This window comes from Rhizobium sp. 768_B6_N1_8 (genome assembly GCF_051811225.1).
GTDB lineage: Bacteria > Pseudomonadota > Alphaproteobacteria > Rhizobiales > Rhizobiaceae > Rhizobium.
The window spans coordinates 321784-339076 of record NZ_JBPWPV010000001.1 but is presented as its reverse complement, the minus strand read 5'-3'; the positions used below and the strand labels follow the sequence as shown (position 1 = coordinate 339076).

At 59.8% G+C, this 17293-nt stretch carries 13 protein-coding genes and 1 pseudogene; 6 read left to right on the top strand and 8 right to left on the bottom strand.

Annotation, left to right across the window (positions count from 1 at the left end; translation table 11 throughout):
• Position 1: 1 nt before the first annotated feature.
• The 3 genes from AB8B33_RS01665 to AB8B33_RS01655 all read right to left on the bottom strand — a co-directional run bounded on the left by AB8B33_RS01665 (position 2) and on the right by AB8B33_RS01655 (position 3857).
• Positions 2-1144, bottom strand: a complete 1143-nt coding sequence (locus AB8B33_RS01665; protein ID WP_439014123.1) for an ABC transporter ATP-binding protein — start codon at positions 1142-1144, stop codon at positions 2-4.
• A 91-nt stretch (positions 1145-1235) separates the two neighbouring features.
• The gene (locus AB8B33_RS01660) at positions 1236-2333 is read right to left on the bottom strand and encodes a polyamine ABC transporter substrate-binding protein (RefSeq protein ID WP_439014122.1); all 1098 of its coding nucleotides are present in this window, start codon (positions 2331-2333) and stop codon (positions 1236-1238) included.
• 129 nt (positions 2334-2462) lie between these two features.
• Positions 2463-3857 (bottom strand): helix-turn-helix domain-containing protein, encoded by a 1395-nt coding sequence (locus tag AB8B33_RS01655; protein ID WP_439014121.1) that lies wholly within the window; start codon positions 3855-3857, stop codon positions 2463-2465.
• Positions 3858-4037: 180 nt separating this feature from the next.
• Here AB8B33_RS01655 and aceA point away from each other — a divergent pair, with 180 nt between their 5' ends.
• From aceA to AB8B33_RS01640, 3 genes are all read left to right on the top strand, one after another.
• A complete protein-coding gene (gene aceA, locus AB8B33_RS01650; RefSeq protein ID WP_439014120.1) occupies positions 4038-5327 on the top strand; it encodes an isocitrate lyase in 1290 nt (429 codons plus the stop codon).
• 13 nt (positions 5328-5340) lie between these two features.
• On the top strand, positions 5341-5577 hold the full coding sequence (locus AB8B33_RS01645) for an SMc00767 family acetate metabolism repressor (RefSeq protein WP_113323861.1): 237 nt from the start codon (positions 5341-5343) through the stop codon (positions 5575-5577).
• A gap of 105 nt (positions 5578-5682) precedes the next feature.
• Positions 5683-6783, top strand: a complete 1101-nt coding sequence (locus tag AB8B33_RS01640; protein WP_439014119.1) for a helix-turn-helix transcriptional regulator — start codon at positions 5683-5685, stop codon at positions 6781-6783.
• 7 nt (positions 6784-6790) lie between these two features.
• Here the strand turns inward: AB8B33_RS01640 and AB8B33_RS01635 are convergent, their stop codons facing one another.
• On the bottom strand, positions 6791-7660 hold the full coding sequence (locus AB8B33_RS01635) for a LysR family transcriptional regulator (protein ID WP_113323863.1): 870 nt from the start codon (positions 7658-7660) through the stop codon (positions 6791-6793).
• 86 nt (positions 7661-7746) lie between these two features.
• Here AB8B33_RS01635 and AB8B33_RS01630 point away from each other — a divergent pair, with 86 nt between their 5' ends.
• Positions 7747-7992, top strand: a complete 246-nt coding sequence (locus tag AB8B33_RS01630; protein ID WP_439014118.1) for a hypothetical protein — start codon at positions 7747-7749, stop codon at positions 7990-7992.
• Here the strand turns inward: AB8B33_RS01630 and AB8B33_RS01625 are convergent.
• The 4 genes and pseudogenes from AB8B33_RS01625 to AB8B33_RS01610 all read right to left on the bottom strand — a co-directional run bounded on the left by AB8B33_RS01625 (position 7965) and on the right by AB8B33_RS01610 (position 14434).
• Entirely contained in the window at positions 7965-9809 is a 1845-nt protein-coding gene (locus AB8B33_RS01625) for a methyl-accepting chemotaxis protein (protein WP_439014117.1), read from the bottom strand. The two genes, AB8B33_RS01630 and AB8B33_RS01625, sit on opposite strands and share 28 nt — an antisense overlap.
• Positions 9810-10064: 255 nt before the next feature.
• Positions 10065-12593 carry a methyl-accepting chemotaxis protein gene (locus AB8B33_RS01620; protein WP_439014116.1) on the bottom strand — a complete coding sequence of 843 codons (2529 nt, stop codon included), beginning with the start codon at positions 12591-12593 and terminating at the stop codon, positions 10065-10067.
• A 309-nt stretch (positions 12594-12902) separates the two neighbouring features.
• On the bottom strand, positions 12903-13046 hold the full coding sequence (locus tag AB8B33_RS01615) for a hypothetical protein (protein WP_439014115.1): 144 nt from the start codon (positions 13044-13046) through the stop codon (positions 12903-12905).
• 166 nt (positions 13047-13212) lie between these two features.
• A pseudogene (locus tag AB8B33_RS01610) lies at positions 13213-14434 on the bottom strand (NAD(P)/FAD-dependent oxidoreductase).
• 89 nt (positions 14435-14523) lie between these two features.
• Between AB8B33_RS01610 and AB8B33_RS01605 the strand changes: the two are divergent.
• Both AB8B33_RS01605 and AB8B33_RS01600 read left to right on the top strand, forming a co-directional pair.
• Entirely contained in the window at positions 14524-15960 is a 1437-nt protein-coding gene (locus AB8B33_RS01605) for a glutamine synthetase family protein (protein WP_113323867.1), read from the top strand.
• A gap of 9 nt (positions 15961-15969) precedes the next feature.
• Positions 15970-17265 (top strand): NAD(P)/FAD-dependent oxidoreductase, encoded by a 1296-nt coding sequence (locus tag AB8B33_RS01600; RefSeq protein ID WP_439014114.1) that lies wholly within the window; start codon positions 15970-15972, stop codon positions 17263-17265.
• Positions 17266-17293 lie beyond the last annotated feature (28 nt).

The following is a 17293-nucleotide window of genomic DNA, read 5'->3' as shown; positions in this document are numbered from 1 at the left end:
CTCAATCCTTCAGCAGCACGCCGCTGTCCTCATCGAAGGAGACCCAGACTTCCTGATCGTAGGTGAAGGGGTCATCGACGGCGCGCTGTGCGTTGAGGGAAGAAGCCTTGACGACATTGCCGTTCGGCAGTCTGACGTGGAAGACCGTCATGTCGCCGAGATAACCGATGTCCCAGAGCTCACCCTTGGCGGCATTGGTCGAGGCATTCCCGGGTGCCGCGCGGGTGACGCGGAGCTTTTCCGGGCGGATGGCGAAACCGAGCGTGCTACCAACAGCCGGCGCGTCTGTCGAGGCCGTGCGGACCGTGAAGCCGCTGTCGACGGCGATTTCGACCGCGCCATTTGAGGCCGTTGTCACCTTGCCGTCGAAAATGTTCACGTCGCCGATGAAATCAGCAACGAAGCGGCAATTCGGCGCTTCGTAGATTTCGGCCGGCGTGGCGACCTGCACCACCTTGCCGTGGCTCATGACTGCAATGCGGTCGGCCATTGTCATGGCTTCTTCCTGGTCGTGTGTGACGACGACGAAGGTGAGGCCGAGGCTCTGCTGCAGGTCCATCAATTCGAACTGGGTTTCCTCGCGCAGCTTCTTGTCGAGCGCGCCGAGCGGCTCGTCGAGCAGCAGCACCTTGGGGCGCTTGGCGAGAGAACGGGCAAGCGCCACGCGCTGGCGCTGCCCGCCGGAAAGCTGGTTGGGCTTGCGGGAAGCGAACTGCTCGAGCTTCACGAGCTTCAGCATCTGCGAGACACGCTCGACCATCTCGTCCTTCGGCATGCCATCCTGCTTGAGGCCGAAGGCAATATTCTTCTCGACCGTCATGTGCGGGAAAAGAGCGTAGGACTGGAACATCATGTTGACCGGCCGCTTGTAGGGCGGCGTGCCCGAAAGATCGGTGCCATCGAGAATAATTTCGCCCGATGTCGGCTGTTCGAAACCGGCCAGCATGCGCAGCAGCGTGGACTTGCCGCAGCCGGATGCGCCGAGCAGCGCAAAGAACTCGCGGTGATAGATATTCAGCGACAGATCGTTGACGGCGGTAAAATCGCCGAAGCGCTTGGTGACATTCTTGAAGGCAATGAAGGGTTTTGCGGATGGATCGGTCCAAGGTGCGAATGCGCGGCGGATATTGCCAAGAGATTTCATATTATTCCCCGAAAATACAAGGTTTCAGCCGGCCTCCACCCGGGCCGGGAATGGAAAGGCCCGGACGTTTCCGTCCGGGCCGAAATCTCGGTTATTGGCCGGTGACGACCTTGGTCCAGATTCGCGTCACGACGCGCTGCGTCTTCGGATCGAGCGGCGGCACCGTGAAGAGCTTGGCCATGATCTCCGGCGTCGGATAGATCGCCGTGTCGTCGATCACGTCCTTGTCGAGAAACTGCTGCGAGGCTTTGTTGCCGTTGGCGTAGAAGACGAAGTTGGATGCTTTGGCGGCGACTTCAGGCTTCATCATGTAGTTGATGAATTCATGCGCCTCTTCGACATGCGGCGCATCCTTTGGAATGCCGAAGACATCGAAGAAGATCTGCGCACCCTGGCTCGGAACAGAATAGTCGACATTTACGCCGGCCTTTGCCTCGGCCGCGCGATCCCGCGCCTGGAAGACGTCGCCCGAAAAGCCGAGCGCGATGCAAATATCGCCGTTGGCGAGCGCGCTGATATATTCAGAGGAGTGGAACTTGCGAACGAAGGGACGAACGGCAAGCAGGACTTCCTGCGCCTTGTTCAGGTCTTCCGGCTTCTTGCTGTTCGGATCGAGGCCGAGATAGGCAAGAACGGACGGAATGACGTCTGTCGGCGAATCCAGCATATAGATGCCGCAATCCTTAAGCTTTGCAGCCTTGGCCGGATCGAAAAGCGCATCCCAGTTCGGCTTTTCATCCGTGCCGAGTGCAGCCTTCACTTTGTCGACGTTAAAGCCGATGCCGGTCGTGCCCCACATATAGTCGACGGAGTATTCGTTGCCCGGATCGAAGGTGGCGACGCCCTTCGTCACGACGTCCCACATGTTCGACAGGTTCGGCAGCTTGGACTTGTCGAGCTTCTGGTAAACGCCTGCAGCGATCTGACGCTGCATGAAGGAAACGGTCGGAACGACGACGTCATAACCGGTGCCGCCGGCCAACAGCTTGGTTTCCAGCGTCTCGTTGGAATCAAAGGTGTCGTAGACGACCTTGATACCGGTTTCCTTGGTGAAGTCCTCGAGGATCGAGCTGTCGATATAATCGGACCAGTTGTAGACGTTGACCACACGCTCCTGGCCGAAGGCAGGCGCGGCGGCAAGGAGAGCGACAACGGCAACTGCCGTCAGGCTGGCGATTCTTGACCTCATGATATCTCCTGTTTTTTTAAAGGTATCGCGCCCCCGGACACCTCTTATTTCCCTCTGGTTTTGCTGCAGACTAGAAAGGATTTCCGGAGCCTACAAGCGCAAAATCCTGCGGCGTCAATGATTTCACAATCACTGAAAATCGAAGCTTCCAAGGCCAGCAGAGGTCTCGTCCAGAGCAAGTGGACGCGTCAGCGGCGGCTCGGCCCGGGAAAGGCATCCGCGCCTTTCACAAAGGCGGCAGGCGGGGCCGACCGCAACCGGCAAGGCATCGCTTCGGCCGTAGACCAGACTGTCGTGCAGGGCGGCATCGCAGCCGATCAGCAGAGCCGTGCGCCGCACCCGCTCGCCGAACTCCACCACCGGCCCTTCGAGCGTGCGTGCGATCGTCAGGAAAGCCGAACCGTCAGGCATGGCGACCGTCTCCACCAACACCCTGCCCGGCTCAAGAAAGGCAGCGTGGACGTTGAGCTTCGGACAGTTGCCGCCAAAGCGCGCCTGCGGAAAGCCCTGGGCACCTGTCCGGCGAATGACATGGCCTGCAGCATCACTCTCCATCAGGAAGAAGGGAATGCCGGCAGCGCCGGGACGCTGCAGCACGACGAGGCGCGACGCGGCCTGGCCGAAGGAGACAGCGAAACGGGCGCGGATGAGATCGATGTCGTATCGGGTATTCTGTGCGGCAAGAAGAAAGGCCCCATAAGGCATCAGCAAGGCGAGCGCCGCACTGCGCGTCAGCTCGAAGCGGGCGATGCGCCGCGCCTCGTCGGATGACAGCGGCAGTTCCTCAAGCGCGGCCTCGATCTCGGGCCGCAGGGCGAGCCTTGCCACTTCGATGGCAATTTCCTGCGCTTGATCGGCCCCTGAAAGGCGCTCGGACAGGAAAAGGCGCATCGAGTGACGGTCGAAGCGGCGACGCAGATCAGGCATGACATGAACGGGCAGGATTCGGGTGGCGATGCCGCGCTCGTTCTTCAGCCAGTCCTTCAGGTTGCCGCCGGCAGTAAGTCCGTTGGCGAAACTTTCAGCCGCCGCCTCGATGTCAGCGAAATAGGCGGGGCGGCGTTCCAGCGCCTCCCTCACCTCGTCCAGAGGCAGGCGGCCGGAAGCGACCGGCGCGCGGCCCTCGCCCGCCATCAGGGCCGTCAGGTCGGAAAGGCGGGCGGCCTGCTCGCGATAGGCGCGGTAGAGCTTGATCATACCGCTTGCCGCATTGGGCGCGGCATCGGCCACTTCGACAAGCTCCTGATCCCCCGGCAGCTCACCCGACAGCAACGGATCGGCGAACACCTCCTTCAACTGGCCAAGGCCACCGGCGGTTTCGCCCTGCAGTTCCTCAAGATCTATGCGGTATACGGAAGAGAGCTTGAGCAACAGTTGCACCGTCAATGGGCGCTGATTGCGTTCGATCAGATTCAGGTAGGAGGGGGAGATTTCCAGCGCCTCGGCCATGGCAGTCTGCGTCAACGCCAGCGCATTGCGGATGCGCCTGACTTTCGGCCCCGCAAATATCTTCCGTTCCGCCATGTCACATCCTTTACACTTTAGGATTTACAAGTTTTTACAAAATTACAAAACCACCCTGTAAATCCTCCTCATCCTAACCTCTTTCTTCGCCTGAAATCAAAGGTTTTTCTGGATAATTTACTCGTTCTTGTAAATTCTGTCATCAGCGCTCAAGCGTTGGAAATCAAAGAGGAGATTGGCATGACAGATTTTTACAAACTCATTCGCAATGCGCCTGATGGCCGTTTCGACGGTATCGAGCGGCCCTATTCCGTCGCCGATGTCGAGCGTCTGCGTGGCTCCGTCGCGCTCCGCTACACGCTGGCCGAAATGGGGGCTCAGCGCCTCTGGCAGCTTCTGCACGAGGAGAATTTCGTCAATGCGCTCGGCGCGCTCTCCGGCAACCAGGCCATGCAGATGGTACGCGCCGGGCTGAAGGCGATCTATCTTTCCGGCTGGCAGGTCGCCGCCGACGCCAACACGGCATCGGCCATGTATCCGGATCAATCGCTCTATCCCGCCAATGCCGGACCGGAGCTTGCCAAACGCATCAACCGCACGCTGCAGCGTGCCGATCAGATCGAGACGGCAGAAGGCGGGGAACTTTCGGTCGAGACCTGGTTTGCGCCCATCGTCGCCGACGCCGAGGCCGGTTTCGGTGGGCCGCTCAATGCCTTCGAGATCATGAAAGCCTATATCGAGGCGGGATCGGCCGGCGTTCACTTCGAGGATCAGCTGGCCTCGGAGAAGAAATGCGGCCATCTCGGCGGAAAGGTTCTGATCCCGACGGCGGCCCATATCCGCAATCTCGATGCGGCGCGACTTGCCGCCGATGTCATGGGAGTGCCGACGCTCGTCATCGCCCGCACGGATGCTGAAGCGGCCAAGCTTCTGACCTCTGACATAGACGAACGCGACCAGCCTTTCGTCGATTATGATGCCGGACGCACGGTCGAGGGCTTCTATCAGGTGCGCAACGGGCTGGAACCCTGCATTGCGCGGGCCGTCGCCTATGCATCGCATTGCGACCTCATCTGGTGCGAAACGTCGAAGCCGGATCTCGAGCAGGCGCGCCGCTTTGCCGAAGGCGTCCACAAGGCGCATCCCGGCAAGCTGCTTGCCTATAATTGCTCGCCGTCCTTCAACTGGAAGAAAAACCTCGACGATGCGACGATCGCCAGGTTCCAGCGCGAACTCGGCGCCATGGGCTACAAGTTCCAGTTCATCACACTCGCCGGGTTCCACCAGCTGAACTACGGCATGTATGAGCTCGCCAGCGGCTATCGCGAGCGGCAGATGGAGGCCTATTGCGAGCTTCAGCGGGCGGAATTCGCTGCCGAGGCACGCGGCTATACTGCCACCAAACATCAGCGTGAAGTCGGCACCGGCTATTTCGACGCCGTGTCACTGGCGATATCAGGCGGCCGCGCCTCCACGACGGCCATGGGGGAATCGACCGAACACGCCCAATTCAAACCGGCTGCCGAGTAGAGGAGGAAACGACATGGCATCCATTGCGCGCGTCCGCGAACGGACGGAAGAGCAGGCAAGCAGCATGACTGATGATCAGCAGACGGTGATCCGTATGCTTGCCAATGATCTGCACAGGCTGAACCAGTCGGTGATGAAGGCGGTCGAGGCCGGTGTTTCGGTGGAGCTGGTACGCTCCGCCCGGCATCATGGCGGTGACGGCAACTGGGGAGATCTGCTGATCCCCGTCATCGTCGCAAACAGAAATTAAGGGTAGGGTCCGGTGGTAAAGACCGCCGGACCTACGCTATTTGACGCAATTGTCAGCACGGCGGAGTCGCGGCATAATTGAGCATATCTTCGAACGGAACTGCATATGCCCGGTTCGCCGCACGCAAAACTCGAAGTTCTGACCGATCTGATCTATGGCGCGCTCTTCGGCGAGACGTCGTGGCAAGCCTTTCTCGATGCGCTGACCGCGACGATGCCGGATGCCAAGTCGACGCTGTTTTTCCACGATGCCGTCGCGCGCACCGGTGGCCTCTCCCTCTCTTCTGGTCTCGCGGAAAAGGAAACCGAGGCCTATAACCGCTATTATGCGGCCATCAATCCGTGGATGCCGCGCGCCGCCACCCGGCCGATCGGCCTTGGCGTGATCGCCGATCAGATGCTGCCGCGCGATCAGCTTCTGAAGACGGAATTCTACAGCGATTACCTTCGCTGGATCGGCTGCGAAAGCAGCGTCGGCGTAACGATCATGCGGGAACGCGGACGCTCCTTCAATCTTTCGACGCTGACCTCGTCTTCCGATCCGGATTTCAATCGCACGAATGCCGAGCTGCTCAGCGACCTGGCACCGCATCTGCGCCGCGCCTTCGATTTCATTCGCCGCGAGCACAGCGATCCCCATAACAACGAAAACGGATTGGCGCTCTTCGACGCGATCGGCGTCGGTATCGTCTATATCGGCGAGGATCAGAATATCCGCTCGATCAACAGCGCGGCGGAGCGGATGATTGCCGAGGGCGAAGCGATCGGCGTCACCTCGACCGGGCGGATCATGATCAATGACAGCGAGCTTGCCTCCCGCCTATCGGCTCTGTTGCGCCACCGCTTGCAGGCATTCTCGCCGGCAAGCACGCTAATCAGGATGAAGAACACCGGCTTCAAATGCACGTTGGTGAAGATGCAGTCGGATTTCATCACCGAATTTCTCGAGGGACCGACGGTGGCGATGATCATCGAGCGGACGAGCCTGCCATTGCGCCCCGATCTCAATGACGCGCTGCTCCGTATCGACCAACTGACGGCGGCAGAAATGCGGATTGCGGCCGGCATCACCGCGGGCCTGTCGCTGCGCGAAGTCGCGCGGACGAACGATGTCAGCTACGAGACCGCACGCTCGCATCTGAAGAACATCTATTCGAAGCTCGGGGTGAACAGCCAGGTGGGGCTCGTGCGCCGGCTGATGCCGTAGAGGCAGATTATCCGCGGCTGGCGCGCTTGCCGGCGAAGAGGTCGGTATAGCTTTTCAAAAGCTTCGTCATCCGGTCGGCGACCGTACGAATTTCTGGGCGGTAGCGATCCTCGGCATTCATGACGATCCACTGGCGGTGACGCAGCTCCGGCAGCTCGCCACCGCACCGTTCGAGTTCGGGATCGAGATCGCCGACGAAACAGGGCAGCACCGTCTTTCCCGCGCCCGCACGCACCAGATCCGGCAGGGAGCGCGGGCGGTTGACGGTCGCGACGATGGCGGATGCAGCATTCTGATAGGGCCAGCGCAGATAGGCCGAGATCGCATCCTCTGCGCCGACAGCGATCCATCTGGTGTCGTCCTGGCTGGCATTGCGTCTGATGTAGATGGCATAGGCGACTTCGCCGAGCAGACGGGCCGCGAGATTGCTTTCCTCCGGTTCGAAGGCGCGGATGCCGATATCGCTTTCCCGGTAATTCAGGTTCGCGCGGGCCTCGCCGATCGTCAAGGAAATGCCGAACGTGTCCCCGGGCATACGGATCGCCGAAAAATTCTCCGTCAGCAGCCAGGAGATCCATGTGCCGGCAGCGATCCTGACGGTGGCGCCACCTTCGGACGATTGCCGCCATGCTTCGACCTTGCGGGCGGCCGCCTCCATCTCCTGCAGATGATCGACGAGGGTCTGCCCATCAGCGGTCAGGCGGTAGCCTGTCTGGCTGCGGTGAAAGAGTGTGCGGCCGAGTTCCTGCTCCAGATCGAGCATGCGCCGGCCGATTGTTGCTGGGCTCAAAGCAGTGGCAGTGCTGGCGCCCGTCAGGCCGCCGGTGCGGGCGACCTGCAGGAAAAGCTGATAGGAGTCCCAATTGCTGTTTTTCATGAGTGAAAAACATAATGGGATTTCGCTCGTTCAAAAAGCGAATTTTGATGTGTAGATCAATTGATGTCCAGAAACGAGAGGACATCATGATGATCGATAATTTCATAATCGCAGACATTGCCGGCCGAATGCAGCGAGCAAGCTTGCTGCAGCGAACAAGACGCGACCGGATAAAGGAAGAGGATGCCTTCTATAACAACGCAGGAAGCAGCTTCCTGGTGCGATTTGCAGCCTGGCTGACGCTGCCGGCAGATGAGGCCGCCGGTCGCACGAAGGTGCGGCCCGACGAAGACGAATTCGGATGTCAGGCCGCCTGTCTCACGCGGCCATGACCGGCAGCGCCTTCGGCGAGGCGGAACTGCTCTATGAGCGCCATCAGCATGTCGGCCTCTTCCGCCAGCTGACGGCTTGCCTGCGTGGCTTCGGCAACCATGGAGGCATTCTTCTGCGTCATCTGGTCCATGGCATTGACGGAGCTGTTGACGTCCTGAAGGGCGGCCGACTGGTCACGGCTTGCCGTGGCGATGGTCTCGACGTGGCCGCTGATTGCGATGATCTCGTGGCTGATCGAGGCGAGCACGCTGCCGGTCTTCTGCACGAGTTCGGAACCGGCATTCACCTCGCGGGTCGACTGTTCGATCAGCGCCTTGATCTCCTTGGCGGCATTGGCCGAGCGCTGGGCAAGCTCGCGCACTTCCTGAGCCACGACGGCAAAGCCCTTGCCGGCTTCACCGGCACGTGCCGCCTCGACACCGGCATTCAGCGCCAGCAGGTTGGTCTGGAAGGCGATGTCGTCGATGACGACGATGATCTGTTCGATGCGCTGCGAGGCGTCTTCGATGCGACCCATGGCGGCGACTGCATCACCGACAACGGTGCCGGAACTGTCGGCCGTCCGTTTGGTCGCGGCAACGACATTGTTTGCCTCATGGGCGCGTTCGGCCGACGAGCGGACCGTAACGGTGATTTCTTCGACGGCAGCGGCCGTTTCCTCAAGGCTGGCAGCCTGGGATTCCGTGCGCCTGGAGAGTTCGTCAGCCGAGGCCGAAACCGAACCGCTGTTGCGCTGGATGGAAGCGGCACTCGCCCGAATGCGCGTCAACGTATCCTGAAGGCGTTCGAGCGAAGTGTTGAAATCCATGCGGAGCTGTTCGAGCCGACCGACAAAGGGTGTTTCGATGGTCTGCGAAACATCGCCCTGTGACAGGCGTCCGAGACCAGCGGCAAGCTGATTGACGGCAAAATCGATCTGGCCATCGAGTGTACGCTTCTCCGCATCGTTGCGGCTGCGCTCGGCATCGTTCAGCGCGCGCTGTTCGGCGGCCTGAGTCTCCAACTCCTGGCGCGCGACTGCGCTGTCGCGGAAGAGAGCGAGCGCACGACCGATGTCGCCGAATTCGTTCTTCTTTTCGATGCAGGGGACGGCGCTGACGAGGTCGCCCGACGAAATGGCGCGCACGCTCGATGTCAGTGCCTGCATCGGCTTTACCGAACGGCGGATCGCATAGAAAGCGAGCACGCCGACGAGTAACATCACCACGGCGCCGACGCTAAGAACCAGCGTCTGCAATTCGTTCATCCGCTGGTAATAGACTTCCATGGGTATGCCGATGAAGAGGATGCCGATCGTGGCACCCGAGGGATTCTTGACCGGGAAATAACCCGTCATGAATTTGCGGCTGAAGAGGTCTGCCGGACCGTAATAGGCATTACCCTGTGCGAGCACAGGCTGGGCGGGATGATCCGCGGCAAGCTTGGTGCCGACGGCACGGTCGCCATTTTCTTTCTTCACATTGGTGGAGACGCGGACGTAATCGCCTCCCTGCTTTTCGAAGATGGTGGCAACGCCGGCAATCGACTGCGCCGTGCGGTCGACCAGCGAATAATCTGCAAAAGCAGGGATCTTGTCTTCGGTCACGCCTGACAGCGCGTTGTCCTTCACATCGATGCGGACATCAGCATCGCTTGCGCCGTAGAGAACCGCCATCGAGCGGCTTGCATCCTTCGCGTCGGATACTGCGCTGTCCATGACATAGCTGCCGAGATTGTAATAGGTCACGCCGACAATCGCTGCGGTGCTGCCGGCAAGCAGAAGCAGCGTGATCGCAACGATCTGGCGCACGATGGATGTCGAAAAGAAACGCGGCATCTGGAACCTCTGGCGAACACCTTTATGGTTTTCATAAGAATGCGTTAGGGAAAATTTTCTCTTAACGCAGGGTTCTCGCTGAGCCTTTTACTTGTCTTTTTTCAAATCTAGTATGATTTCATGAATGCATCATCTGCAAGAAGGGCAGGAATTTTTCAATCCATCCGTCTCTTCACAACCTTGGCGTGACTTATTTTCCGCATAAAAATGGCCCCGGAGACGGGGCCATTTGCGTTGCGGATGGGAAGGCTGAAATCAGGCGGCGCGGTACATGTGCATGTCGCTGTCGCCGTCGATCTTGAACTGCTGCACGAGATGCAGCAGCGCATCCGCCTCGTTTGCGAGTTCGCGGCTCGCGGCGGTGGTCTCTTCTACCATTGCCGCGTTCTGCTGGGTCATCTGATCCATCTGGTTGACCGTGGAGTTGACCTCCTGCAGCGCGCTCGACTGGTCGTGGCTTGCGCGGGCGATCATTTCGACATGCTGGCTGATCGTGACGATCTGGGCGCTGATCTTGGCGAGAACCGTGCCGGTTTCCTGGACGAACTGCGAACCGGAATTGACCTCGTTCGTCGACTTGTTGATGAGGCCCTTGATCTCTTGTGCGGCAGCGGCAGAGCGCTGGGCAAGTTCACGGACTTCCATGGCGACGACTGCGAAGCCCTTGCCGGCTTCACCGGCGCGGGCGGCTTCGATACCAGCATTCAGAGCGAGCAGGTTGGTCTGGAAGGCGATTTCGTCGATGACGCCGATGATCTGCTCGATCTGGCGCGAGGCATCCTCGATACGGCCCATGGCGTCGATCGCATTGTTGACGACGACGGCGGAGTCGTCGGCGCTGCGCTTGGCCTGGCGGACGATCTGATCGGCATCCTTGGCGCGCTCGGCGGACGAGCGGACAGTGACGGTGATCTGGTCGACGGCGGCGGCGGTTTCTTCCAGCGATGCAGCCTGCTGCTCGGTACGCTTGGCGAGATCCTCGGAGGACTGGGCCATCTGGTTGCCGTTGCCCTGGATCATCTGAACGTTGTCGCGGATCTGGCTCATCGTGGCCTGCAGGCGCATCATCGAACCGTTGAAATCCTGACGGAGCTGTTCGAGACGGCCGATGAAGGGTGTATCGATCGTCGTCGAGATATCGCCCTGCGACATACGCTCGAGACCGGCAGCGAGCTCATTGACGGCATATTCGATCTGGCGGTCCATCTCGCGCTTTTCGGCATCGTTGCGCTGGCGCTCATGCTCGGCGGCCTGACGCTCTTCGTCGCTTTGCTCCTCGATGCGGATCTTGGAGATGGCATTTTCCTTGAAGATGCCAAGTGCGCGAGCCATGTCGCCGATTTCGTCGGAACGCTTCTCGCCGGAAATGTTCGTGTCGAGCGCACCTTCGGCGATGCGGCGCATGGCGGCAGTGATCTGGGCAATCGGCCGCTGCAGTGTCAGCACCAGCGCGATGCCGCCGACGATGGAGACCAGGATGCCGAGTCCGGTCGTGCCGACGGAGATGCTGTTGGCCTGGTCGCGTTCCGTGCCGGCAGTCTGCTTCTGCTCTTCTGCGAAGCTGGTCAGCTGGCCCCATACGCCGTCGAGCTGCTGTCGCGCTGCGGCATAATCGGTCGTACGCTGGTTGATCACATCGACGAGGCTCTGCGCACCCTTATCCATCGAAGCGAGAGCGGGCGTAATCGCGTCGACAATGTCGCCGGCGAAATTCATGCCTTTGGCGCTTGCCTGAAGGGTGTTCAGCATGGTGTTGAGCGTGGCGATTTCCTGGTTCAGGCGAACGCGATTTTCCTTGCTCGGCTTGGCGTTGAAATCGGCGAGCACGAGCTGCAGCGAATAGATGGAGCTTTCAAGGCGCCGTGTATCCTCCAGCACGGAGTTGGTCTGGGCGATGCGGCTGTCGAGCTCCACGAAAGTCGTCGTTGCCTCGCGCATCATCTGCGTGGCGGTGAGCTGCGTGTATGTCGACATCTGGCGGAAGCGGGAAACGAGACGACCAAGGTTGGCAACGCCATCATCCGTGCCGGCCTCCGGCGCCGTCGCCTGAGCCTTCAGGTCGCTGACGGTCTGCGCCATCGACTGTGTCATGCTCTTCTGGTTCTGCGGCACGGAGATTTCAATCATGCGCTGCGCCTTGGCGATCGCAGGCAGCGCATCGGTCACGACCTTCAGCTTGTCAGTAGACGTCTGCGCCTTGTTGAAATCGTTCATGACGGTTGCCAGCGTATCGCCGCCCTTAAGCAGACGGTCGGCTGCGCGCAGCGTCGACGTTGCATTGCCTTCATCAGTGCGGATGTTTTCTTCCAGCTGCTTGGCGTCGTAGCTGACGTTGAAGCGGTTGGTAATCATCACCTTCTGCGCATCGTCGATCTGCTTGCGAAGGGCAACTTCCTGCTCGTGCAGGGTCCAGAGCTTGCCGACGGTATCCGAAATGCCGTTCGTGCCCTCGATGGCAGCCTGCAGGTTTTCATGACCGGCATTGTCGCCGATCTGCGCCATGGTGGCGTCAAGCGTCTGCCCCTGGGTTTTGATATCTGTATGGAGTTTGTCGCGCGCCTGCTCGTTGGTTGTCTGCAGGAAGTCGTCCATCGAGGCGTAGAGATCCTTGAACCCGCTCAGCGACTGGAGAACGCTGTTGGAAATCTCCATCCGGCCCTGCAGCAGACCGGAGGCATAAAGACCGGTCAGACCGACGGCGGAAATGGTGATGACGAATGGCAGTACAAAAATCAGAACCTTGGTCTGAATCTTGAAACGAGAAAGAATCTTGTCAATGAACATGGCGCGCCGTGCCTTTCATACACCACTCCTCCCGCCGGCAGCCTTCTGGCGCCAGCCGGGTGCATATCGAGCTGATCTACTAACAGTTGGGAAAACCCTGGAACGGGCGGCAATCATTGCCAGTTCATTTCCGGCGAGGCCGGAAACACCCAAATATTCGTCTACAATGTGTCAGATTATATATTAATTTTCGGATAAGCGGTGAGAGGGCGTTAGCCGTGATCGCACAATAGTTGCAAATTGCACGCCGCGGATTCGCGATATATCAAGTCGCGAGACCGAAAACTTCCATTTCAAGCTGCGAAAAGATCAGATGAAGTGGGAAAGAAGAACAGCAATGCTGGCGGCGGTTGCGCCGGCTGCGAGCATCAGATAGCGCAGAGTTACGAGCTTCGTATCAGGCTTTACCTGGGCAATTGCGATGGCGCGGGCGCGTCGAGTGTTTCTGTTCATTGCGAAACCTCACTTCTATCTAAGCATAACAATCCAACAAAACGGCTTGCCGGTAAAGCTTAATTTAGGAACGGCTTTGCCAACCTGCCATTGAGACAGGATGGCGCAGCCCATCTTAAGAAGTCTTGAATCGGCTAGAAGGTTTTACGTCTACAAATATTAGCGTTTACAATGCCTCACCGGCGGCAAAACCGGAGGCCCAGGCCCACTGGAAATTATAGCCGCCGAGCCAGCCGGTCACATCCACACATTCACCGATGAAATAGAGACCGGGAACGGCCTTGGCCTGCAGGCTGCGGGAATCGAGCGCCGTCGTATCGATGCCGCCGAGCGTGACTTCCGCCGTACGATAACCTTCCGAGCCGGAGGGCCTGAGAGACCAGTTCTGCGCCGCCTCGGCAAGCCTGGTCAGCAGCTTGTCGGAGAGGTCGGCCATGTTGCCGCTGATCGCTTCGCGTTCGACGATATATTGCGCCAAGCGCTTCGGCAGGATTTCACCAAGCGCCGTCTGTGCGGACTGGCGCCCGTTTACCTGTTTCGCTTTCTTCAGATGCGCGGCGATATCGACATCCGGCTCGATGTCGATGGTGATGGCATCACCTTCCCGCCAGTAGGAGGAAATCTGCAGGATGGCGGGGCCGCTGAGACCACGGTGGGTGAAGAGCAACGCTTCGCGAAAGGCAGTCTTGCCGTGACGGATCTCTGCGGGCGCAGAGATGCCTGACAGAGGCGCGATGCTTTCGAGCAAGATCGGATCGAGCGTCAGAGGCACAAGGCCGGCGCGCGTTTCGGTAACGGCCAAGCCGAACTGCTCGGCAATGCGATAGGCAAAGCCGGTTGCTCCCATCTTCGGAATGGACTTTCCCCCCGTTGCGATGACCAGGGAAGCGGCTTCGAAGACCCCTTCGGAGGTCGAGACACGGAAGCCGCTTTCGGTCTTTTCAACTCCTGATATTTCGACACCGAGATGCCAGGCAGCACCTGCCGCACGCATCTCGTCGAGCAGCATGAAGATAATGTCCTTGGCGCTGTTGTCGCAGAAAAGCTGGCCAAGCGTCTTCTCATGCCAGGCGATCCCGTGACGTTCGACCATGGCGATGAAATCGGCCGGCGTGAAACGGGCAAGCGCCGACTTGCAGAAATGCGGATTGGCGGAGAGGAAGTTCTTCGGGCCGGCATTGATATTGGTGAAGTTGCAGCGGCCGCCGCCGGAGATGCGGATCTTCTCCCCCGGTGCGCGGGCGTGGTCCAGTACAGTGACGGAACGGCCGCGCTGCCCGGCACGGATAGCACACATCATGCCCGCGGCACCCGCCCCGATGACGATCACATCGCTCTTGTGCCGCAAAATCCATTTTCCCTGCTGAAATCGCGTCTTCTTTTTCCATCAGAGGGCGAAAGTCAACGCCTTCCACCCCCTCGCCAATTGCCAAACTCCGGTTATGATGGCGTTACGATCAACGCAAACCGGTGTGTCATGTCCCCAAAAAAGACGACGCTGAAGCCTGCCAGAAACGTACCCGCCTCGAAGAAATCCCCTCCTGATCCCGGATCTCTGCGCGGTGTTGCGAACTGGAAGGAAGCAGCGCAGTGGCTGAGGGCACGCGGTATCGAAGACATCGAATGCATCACGCCGGACCTTGCCGGCGTGCCGCGCGGCAAGATGATGCCGTCCTCCAAATTCACCTCCAACACATCGCTTGCACTGCCTTCGGCGATCTACCGCCACACGATATCAGGCGAATATCCCGAGGAGACCGAAAGCTTCCGCTACGAGCCGCGCGATAGCGACCTGAAGCTCGTGCCCGACCTTTCCACCCTGTCCGTCGTGCCCTGGGAAACCGATCCGACCGCGCAGGTCATCTGCGACATTGTCAATTCCGACGGACAGGAAGTTCCCTACACGCCGCGCAACGTATTGAAGCGCATTCTCAGCCTCTATGCCGAGCGCGGCTGGAAGCCGATCGTGGCGCCGGAAATCGAATTCTATCTCGTCGCCACGAATGACGACCCGGACTATCCGCTGCATCCGCCCAAGGGACGTTCGGGTCGTTCGATTCTCGGCGGCCAGGGCTATTCGATCGCCGGCATCAACGAGTTCGACGAGTTGATCGACGACATCTACCACTTCTCGGAAAAGCAGGGCCTCGAGATTGATACGCTGATCCACGAGGAAGGACCGGCGCAGCTCGAAATCAACCTCCGTCACGGCAATCCGATCGAGCTTGCCGACCAGGTGTTTCTCTTCAAGCGTACGATCCGCGAGGCGGCGCTGAAGCACGATATCTACGCCACCTTCATGGCAAAGCCGATGCAGGGCCAGCCGGGTTCGGCAATGCATATCCACCAGTCCGTGGTGGACATCAACACCGGCAAGAACGTCTTCTCGAACAATGATGGTTCGGCCTCGAAGGAATTCTTCCACTTCATCGGCGGTATGCAGAAATACGTGCCGAGCGCGCTTGCCATGCTGGCGCCCTACGTGAATTCCTACCGCCGCCTGCAGCCGGATATGTCCTGCCCGGTCAACAATGCCTGGGGTTACGACAACCGCACGACGGCCTTCCGCGTGCCGGTCTCCGATCCGCAGGCGCGGCGCGTGGAAAACCGCCTGCCGAGCTCGGATGCCAATCCCTATCTGGCGCTCGCCGCTTCGCTTGCCTCCGGTCTGCTCGGCATCACTAAGGAAATCGAGCCGACGGCGCCGACCGAGGATTCGGCCAATGAGGGCTCGATCGACCTGCCGCGCGGCCTTCTGGAAGCCGTGGCACTGCTTGAAGACGAACCGGCATTCGAGGAAGTCTTCGGCAAGGAGTTCATCGGGCTCTATGCCGGCGTGAAGCGGGGCGAGTTCGAAACTTTCATGCAGGTGATCAGCCCCTGGGAGCGGGAATTCCTCCTTCTGAACGTGTGAGGGTTCGCCATGACGAAAGAGACATGGCAGAGCCCCATCGCGCCTGGCCTGTCCTGGTATCAGGCGACAGTCGGCGACCGGCCGGATTATCCGGCGCTCGACGGCTCGAGGCAGTGTGACGTCGCCATTATCGGCGGCGGCTATACGGGCCTTCAGGCCGCCTATAATCTCGCCAGGGCCGGCGTCTCGGTGACGCTCATCGAGGGCAGCAGGCTCGGCGACGGCGCCTCCGGGCGCAATGGCGGCCAGCTCGGCACTGGCCAGCGCTGGTGGCCGGAAGAGATGGAGGAGAAGATCGGCTATGAGCGCTCCAAGGCGCTCTTCGACCTTGCCGAAGATGCCAAGCGGCACCTCATGGATTTTGCGACCGAGCACCAGATCGATATGGATTATGTGCCCGGTCAGCTCAGCGTCGCCCACAAGGAAAGCTACAAGCGGTACTACTACGAGAATGCGGAAATCGCGGCCTTCCGTTACGACTATCCGCATCTGCGTTTCATGGACCGCGAGGAGACGCAGGAGCGGCTTGGCTCCAAACGCTTCTATTGCGGGGTACGCGACGTCGGCACTGGCCATATCCATCCGCTGAAGCTGCTGATCGGCCTTGGCAGGGTGGCAGCCAATGCCGGGGCCGATATTTTCGAAATGACCAGGGCAAAGTCGATCGAAGAGCGCAGCGGCAAGGTCGTTATCGAAACCGAACGCGGCACGATCACTGCCAACAGGGCGCTGATCGCCTGCAATGGACATATCGGCAATCTGGAGCCAATCACGGCAAGCCATGTGATGCCGATCCGTTCCTTCATCGGCGCTACGGTGCCTCTCGACCAGTTTCCCAATGTCATCCCCGGCGGCGAAGCGGTGGCGGATTCGCGTTTCGTCGTGCGCTATTTCCGCAAAATGAAGGACGGACGGCTGCTCTTCGGCGGACGCGAGGCCTATACGGCGGACAATCCGCATGACATTTCGCAGCATATCCGCCGGCAGATCGCCGAAATCTATCCCGCATTGAAAGATATCGAGATCACTCACGCCTGGGGCGGCTCGGTCGGCATCACCATGCCCCGCCAGCCATTCGTGCGCGAGGTCATGCCCGGCGTGACCTCGATCGGCGGTTATTCCGGCCACGGCGTCATGCTGTCAAATTACTGTGGCAAGCTTTACGCAGAAATGGTGCTGGGAAAATCGGCCGATCTCGATCTCTTCAAGGCGCTCGATATCCCTGCCTTTCCGGGCGGCGCGCGCATGCGGGCGCCGCTGCTTTTCCTTGCCTTGTCGTGGTTCGCCCTCCGCGACAAGTTTTAGTTCGATTGCGGATTTCCTCTGCGGGTAA

Bases quoted from the DNA above. Each gene is read 5' to 3' on its own strand.
- AB8B33_RS01665 (WP_439014123.1), bottom strand. From the start codon at position 1,144: ATGAAATCTCTTGGCAATATCCGCCGCGCATTCGCACCTTGGACCGAT.
- AB8B33_RS01660 (WP_439014122.1), bottom strand. From the start codon at position 2,333: ATGAGGTCAAGAATCGCCAGCCTGACGGCAGTTGCCGTTGTCGCTCTC.
- AB8B33_RS01655 (WP_439014121.1), bottom strand. From the start codon at position 3,857: ATGGCGGAACGGAAGATATTTGCGGGGCCGAAAGTCAGGCGCATCCGC.
- aceA (WP_439014120.1), top strand. From the start codon at position 4,038: ATGACAGATTTTTACAAACTCATTCGCAATGCGCCTGATGGCCGTTTC.
- AB8B33_RS01645 (WP_113323861.1), top strand. From the start codon at position 5,341: ATGGCATCCATTGCGCGCGTCCGCGAACGGACGGAAGAGCAGGCAAGC.
- AB8B33_RS01640 (WP_439014119.1), top strand. From the start codon at position 5,683: ATGCCCGGTTCGCCGCACGCAAAACTCGAAGTTCTGACCGATCTGATC.
- AB8B33_RS01635 (WP_113323863.1), bottom strand. From the start codon at position 7,660: ATGAAAAACAGCAATTGGGACTCCTATCAGCTTTTCCTGCAGGTCGCC.
- AB8B33_RS01630 (WP_439014118.1), top strand. From the start codon at position 7,747: ATGATGATCGATAATTTCATAATCGCAGACATTGCCGGCCGAATGCAG.
- AB8B33_RS01625 (WP_439014117.1), bottom strand. From the start codon at position 9,809: ATGCCGCGTTTCTTTTCGACATCCATCGTGCGCCAGATCGTTGCGATC.
- AB8B33_RS01620 (WP_439014116.1), bottom strand. From the start codon at position 12,593: ATGTTCATTGACAAGATTCTTTCTCGTTTCAAGATTCAGACCAAGGTT.
- AB8B33_RS01615 (WP_439014115.1), bottom strand. From the start codon at position 13,046: ATGAACAGAAACACTCGACGCGCCCGCGCCATCGCAATTGCCCAGGTA.
- AB8B33_RS01605 (WP_113323867.1), top strand. From the start codon at position 14,524: ATGTCCCCAAAAAAGACGACGCTGAAGCCTGCCAGAAACGTACCCGCC.
- AB8B33_RS01600 (WP_439014114.1), top strand. From the start codon at position 15,970: ATGACGAAAGAGACATGGCAGAGCCCCATCGCGCCTGGCCTGTCCTGG.